The following is a 4,753-nucleotide window of genomic DNA, read 5'->3' on the forward strand; positions in this document are numbered from 1 at the left end:
CGAGAAGCTGGAGAACAGCCCACGGTAGTCGCGGCTCTGCCGGTCGAGCACGTCGACCGCGGCACGCCGCCAGATGCAGTTCGGCCGGCCGAACGCCATCGGCAGGGTTTCCTGCTCATGCGTGGCGTGATTGGCCGAGGTCACCCACAAAAGCGGCTCGCGCCGCACCACTTCCGACTGGCCGCGCGTGTCGTTATGCGTCACCAGCGCCAGGTCGAGATTGCCGCGCTTGATGTGCTCGACCAGCCCCGGCGTCGGCTCGCAGACGACCGTCAGCTCGACGCGTGGGTTGGAGCGCGAGAAGCGCGCCATGATCTCGGGCAGGAAGCGGTCGGCATAGTCGTCCGGCGTGCCGATGCGGATCGTGCCTTCGAGCCGCTGGTCGTCGAAGGCGGCAAGCGTCTCGCGGTTGAGGTAGATCAGCCGCCGCGCATAGGAAAGCAGCCGGTCGCCCTCCTCGGTCAGCTTGTTGGTGCGGCCATCCTTTTCGAACAGCGGCTTGCCGATCCGCTCCTCCAGCCGGCGCATCTGCATCGACACTGCGGACTGCGTCCGGTGCACCTCCTCGGCCGCGCGGGTGAAGCTTCCTGTGTCGGCAATCGAGATGAAGGTTTGCAACTGATCGAGGTCGAGCGGCGCTTTCATCGGTCCAACCTATCATTGATGTTGATGCTAGAGATTAAAAACATTCGTTGGATTAATCAATCGCACGATGGCAAATTGCGAATGTCCACATGACAGCATGTGTATCGAGACCGGAACGGCGCTTCTCCCAGGCACCGATTGCATGGTTTCGTCCGCTCGACTCCTGGAAGGAGAGACTGACATGACCACGATTGAATTCGCTTCCGAGACCCCGCGCATCACCACGCGTCCGGCCGTTGCGACGCGCGTGCTCAATGCTCTCGCCAACGCCTATGTCGCCTGGAAAAACCGCCGCGCCTTCTATCGCCTGGGCGAGATGTCGGACGCCGAGCTTGCCGATATCGGCCTGACCCGCGCCGACCTCCATGTCGCCGTCGCGGTGCCCTTCGGCCGCGATCCGACGGTGAAGCTGCGCGCCATCGCCAGCGAGCGCGCCGATACGATCGAGGACCTCGCTCGTCAGGTGGCCTGAACGGCCACGCTGCCTGGATTTCCGGTCGCGTTGAACCTTTTCACGGCTCGGCGCGACCAAGCTTCATGCAGGCTCCCACACTCCCTGCCGGTTCCCCGCCGGCCAGCCTGCACATTGCCCGGTTCCTCCTCCAGGACCGGGCATTTTTTTGGGCTGCGCCTTTCTCTCGAAAGGCTTTCAGGGGACTAGGCGAAAGCCAGTTTTCTCGACGGCCTTGGCACTGATCGGCCAAGTTCGTGCGCCGCTTCTATCCAAGCCGCGATAGCATCTTGAACATTCGCGATGGCCTCCTCGGGAGTTTCGCCGTCGCTCATGCAACCGGGAAGATCCGGGACATAAGCGGAGAACCCGCCACCGTCCTCAGTCGAGAGTGGTGCGATGACGACAGGGTATTCAAGCTTGTCCGTCATGCTTATTTGCCTCGTCGATAAATGCCACGAGTTTTCGAATATATACGGGCTTGATCGGTCGTTTGAAAGGCACCGTCAAAATGTCAGCCATCGCTGAGTGATAGATTTTGTAATGCGATCCGCCCGATCTTGGAGGCACGCATTGAATGCCGGCCTTGTCACAGACTGCCTTAACATCTCGCATCGACCAGTCGCCGCGGGGATTGCGGCGCATTTGTTCAAGCTTCTTGCTCACAGAAGGCGCTCTGAGGATCGCGCGAGACCTACCGCCGGTCCATGTCGCGCTTGAACTGGTCGAAGATCGATTCCACACCCTTCTGGTAGTCGTCGCGTTGCTGCGCGCCGGTCTCGAACATCTTGCCGAAGATATCGTCGAACGGGTTTCGCGGCCTGCCGCTGGGATTGGTCTGCGGCTGTTGCGGCGCGCTTTGCTGCGGCCGGCGCGGCGGCGGCTGTGGCGCCGGTTGCCCTCCGGGCAGCCCGAAACCGCCGCCGCCCTGGCGCAGCATCTCCTCGAAGATCTTGCCGAGCGGGTTCTCGCCGTAGGGATTGGGCGATTGCTGCGGCTGGCTCTGCGGTTGGGACTGGGACGCGCCGCCGCCGAACATGTCCTGCAGCACCTTGCCGAGCGGGTTCTCGCCATAGGGATTGGGCACCGGCTGCGGCGCCTGGCGTTGCTGCGGCGCCGGCGCGACGCCGCCTTGCCGCATCATCTCCCCGATGATCTCGCCGAGCGGATTGTTGCCGCCACCAAAACCGCCGGCGGCCTGCATCTGGTTGTTGGTCTGCTTGAACAGGCCACCCATCATCATCGAGGCCAGGGCCGGCAGCATCTGCTGCAGCACCTGCTGGCTCAATCCCGTCGCCTGCGCGGCCTGGCTGGCCACGGCGCGGGACAGGTCCTTCGAGCCGAACAGATGGCCGAGAATGCCGTTGCCCTCATTGATGCCTTGCGGCGAAAAAGCCCTCGTGGCGTCCTCGAAATATTTGGCATGCTGGCCGCTCGCCATCGCGGTCATGAATGCGCCCATCCCGTAAGGATCGGCGGTGTTGCGCTGCAATCCTTGCGAGAACGCGGGCAGCAGCGCATGCACCGCGGCCTGCGTCTGCTGCATCGAAAGCCCGTATTGCTGTGCCAGCGCCTGCATGCCGGCGCCGTTCTGGGCCTGGGCGAAAATGTCGAACAGGGAAGCCATTTGGGTTCTCCTCCGAGGATATCCTCATCGGAGAGCCTAGTTCGTTTCCATCACCGATTGAAGCGGCTTTTGCTGCCCAACCGCTCGGCGCATGGCGGACGGTTAATAGGCATACTCCATGAACACCGGCTCGATCGAACCGCCCCAACGCGTGTGGTAGGCCGACAGCATCTCCTCGGCGCTGGTGGTGCCTCGCGCCACGACCTCGTCGAGCGTGTTGAGGAACGACGTCTCGTCATAGCCGTCGCGGTTCTTCTTGGCCCGGTTCTTCAGGCCCATGCGCGAGATGGCGAGCACATCGCGGGCAACGTCGCGCAAGGTGGCGTTGCGGAACGGCGCGGCGATGCCCAGTTCCGGCACGGCGTTGCGCATCGCCAGCGCTTCCTCGTAGGTCCAACTCGCGGTCAGCGCCTCGGCGGCGTCCAGCGCCTGCTCGTCATAGAGCAGCCCGACCCAGAAGGCGGGCAGGGCGCAGATGCGCCGCCATGGCCCGCCATCGGCGCCGCGCATCTCAAGGAAACGCTTCAGCCGCACGTCGGGGAACAAGGTGGAGAGATGGTTCGCCCAGTCGCCCATGGTCGGCAGGCCGTCGGGGACCTCGTCGCGGGCGGCGCCCGCCATGAACTGACGGAACGTGTAGCGCGTCATGTCGTGATAGTGGCCGTCGCGGATCACGAAATACATCGGCACGTCGAGCGCCCATTCGACATAGTCAGCGAAGCCGAAATCGGGCGAGAAGCAGAATTCGAGCATGCCGGAGCGCTGGTTGTCGGTATCGCGCCAGATGTCGCCGCGCCAGCTCTGCAGGCCGTTCGGCCGGCTCTCGGTGAAGGGCGAGTTGGCGAACAGCGCCGTCGACAGCGGCTGCAGCTTCAGCGACACCTGCATCTTGCGGCGCATGTCGGTCTCGCTCTCGAAGTCGAGATTCACCTGGATCGTGCAGGTGCGGTACATCATGTCGAGGCCCTTGGTGCCGACCTTCGGCATGTAGCGCGTCATGATCTCGTAGCGCGACTTCGGCATTTTCGGCGTATCGGCCAGCGACCATTTCGGGCTGCCACCAAGGCCGAGGAAGCGGATGCCGAGCGGCTCGGCGATCTCGCGCACCTGCGCCAGATGCGCGTTGCCCTCGCGGCAGGTCTGGTGGATGGACTCCAGCGGCGCCCCGGAAAGCTCGAATTGGCCGCCGGGCTCCAGCGAGATCGCGCCCTGGCCGGTCGGCTCGACAAGGCCGATGATGCGGCCGGCATCCATGATCGGATCCCAGCCGAGCTTTTCCTGCATGCCTTCGAGAATGGCGCGGATGCCGCGCTCGCCGCCATAGGGCACCGGCGCGTTGCCGTCGACATAGAAGGGGAATTTCTCGTGCTCGGTGCCGATGCGCCATTTTTCGCGCGGCTTGTTGCCGGCGGCCAGATAGCCGACGAGTTCGTCGATGCCTTCGATGGGCTGGGTATCGGTTGTGTCGCGCGCCATCTCGCCCCTCCGTGCGCATGATCCCCGAAAACCGGCACCGATTTCCGCTGGACGTCCTGCGCAAGACTTTTAAGTGTTACAGCGGCCTTTGCTCCACGAAAAGGAGGCGCGGTGCTGCAGTGGCCGGACGGCCGCCGGCGCTAGATGGACGAAATGTTAGCAGCCGATCAAGCAAAAAATCCTGAGCCAGGCCTCAACAGGATTTGATCACCAGTCGCCGATCGTCGCCTGCATCACCGCCAATGCCGCCACCGCCGCCGTGTCGGCGCGCAGGATGCGGGGCCCGAGCGGAATGGCGGTGACGAAAGGCAAAACCCTCAGCATCTTGCGCTCGTCGTCGGAAAATCCGCCCTCAGGTCCGACCAGAAGCGCAAGTTTCTTCTCTTTGACCGCTTGCAAGGCTGGCAGCGGATTGTTGGTCGCGGCATCCTCGTCGCAGAAGATCAGCCGCCGCTCCTTGTCCCAATTGACGAGAAGCCGTTCCAGCTTTTCCGCCTCGCGCACGTCCGGCACCGCCAGGATGCCGCATTGCTCGGCTGCTTCCACCACATTGG

Annotated in this window: 7 protein-coding genes; 1 reads left to right on the plus strand and 6 read right to left on the minus strand. The window is 63.6% G+C overall.

The features are described from left to right. Window positions 1–645, minus strand: a 645-nt coding sequence (locus tag EOD07_RS23080) for a LysR family transcriptional regulator (RefSeq protein WP_127237099.1), incomplete at its 3' end; no start/stop codon positions are given. 181 nt (window positions 646–826) lie between these two features. On the opposite strand from EOD07_RS23080, the gene EOD07_RS23085 reads away from it, so the two are divergent. Beyond that, a complete protein-coding gene (locus tag EOD07_RS23085; RefSeq protein ID WP_041010015.1) occupies window positions 827–1,117 on the plus strand; it encodes a DUF1127 domain-containing protein in 291 nt (96 codons plus the stop codon). Window positions 1,118–1,302: 185 nt separating this feature from the next. On the opposite strand, the gene EOD07_RS23090 is transcribed toward EOD07_RS23085, so the two are convergent. The 5 genes from EOD07_RS23090 to EOD07_RS23110 form a co-directional block, all read right to left on the minus strand. Then, entirely contained in the window at window positions 1,303–1,527 is a 225-nt protein-coding gene (locus tag EOD07_RS23090; RefSeq protein WP_127237100.1) for a type II toxin-antitoxin system HicB family antitoxin, read from the minus strand. Then, window positions 1,511–1,762, minus strand: coding sequence for a type II toxin-antitoxin system HicA family toxin (locus tag EOD07_RS23095; RefSeq protein ID WP_127237101.1), 252 nt, complete (start codon window positions 1,760–1,762; stop codon window positions 1,511–1,513). The genes EOD07_RS23090 and EOD07_RS23095 overlap by 17 nt, the downstream gene beginning before the upstream one ends. A gap of 28 nt (window positions 1,763–1,790) precedes the next feature. After that, window positions 1,791–2,723 (minus strand): DUF937 domain-containing protein, encoded by a 933-nt coding sequence (locus EOD07_RS23100; protein WP_127237102.1) that lies wholly within the window; start codon window positions 2,721–2,723, stop codon window positions 1,791–1,793. A 102-nt stretch (window positions 2,724–2,825) separates the two neighbouring features. After that, the gene (locus tag EOD07_RS23105) at window positions 2,826–4,199 is read right to left on the minus strand and encodes a glutamate--cysteine ligase (protein ID WP_127237103.1); all 1,374 of its coding nucleotides are present in this window, start codon (window positions 4,197–4,199) and stop codon (window positions 2,826–2,828) included. A 207-nt stretch (window positions 4,200–4,406) separates the two neighbouring features. After that, window positions 4,407–4,753, minus strand: a 347-nt coding sequence (locus tag EOD07_RS23110) for an RsmE family RNA methyltransferase (RefSeq protein WP_127237104.1), incomplete at its 5' end; no start/stop codon positions are given.

Source organism: Mesorhizobium sp. M2C.T.Ca.TU.002.02.1.1 (assembly GCF_003997225.1).

Excerpts from the sequence above, each read along its gene's own strand:
- EOD07_RS23100 (WP_127237102.1), bottom strand. The coding sequence starts at position 2,723 with ATGGCTTCCCTGTTCGACATTTTCGCCCAGGCCCAGAACGGCGCCGGC.
- EOD07_RS23085 (WP_041010015.1), top strand. The coding sequence starts at position 827 with ATGACCACGATTGAATTCGCTTCCGAGACCCCGCGCATCACCACGCGT.
- EOD07_RS23090 (WP_127237100.1), bottom strand. The coding sequence starts at position 1,527 with ATGACGGACAAGCTTGAATACCCTGTCGTCATCGCACCACTCTCGACT.
- EOD07_RS23105 (WP_127237103.1), bottom strand. The coding sequence starts at position 4,199 with ATGGCGCGCGACACAACCGATACCCAGCCCATCGAAGGCATCGACGAA.